The sequence below is a fragment of the Faecalibacillus sp. H12 genome (genome assembly GCF_013361255.1).
In the GTDB taxonomy this organism is placed as follows: Bacteria; Bacillota_I; Bacilli_A; order Erysipelotrichales; family Coprobacillaceae; genus Faecalibacillus; species Faecalibacillus intestinalis.
The window spans coordinates 1-203 of the sequence record NZ_JABWDK010000101.1 but is presented as its reverse complement, the minus strand read 5'-3'; the positions used below and the strand labels follow the sequence as shown (position 1 = coordinate 203).

The 203-nt window shown below is 50.2% G+C and carries 1 tRNA gene; it reads right to left on the bottom strand.

The window, feature by feature from the left end:
- Nucleotides 1-59 precede the first annotated feature (59 nt).
- Nucleotides 60-136, bottom strand: a tRNA-Met gene (locus HUU89_RS14590).
- Between the last annotated feature and the right edge of the window lie 67 nt (nt 137-203).

Sequence of the window (203 nt, the reverse complement as noted above, 5' to 3'; positions counted from 1 at the left end):
CTGCTGGTTTTCAAGACCAGTCCCTTCAGCCAGACTTGGGTAAATCTCCGCAATATTAATGGTAGCGGGAGGGGGATTCGAACCCTCGACACTCCGGGTATGAACCGAATGCTCTAGCCAACTGAGCTATCCCGCCATAATATTGAAATTTATTAAATTAATTGGTGGAGCCAAGCGGGATCGAACCGCTGACCCCCTGCGTG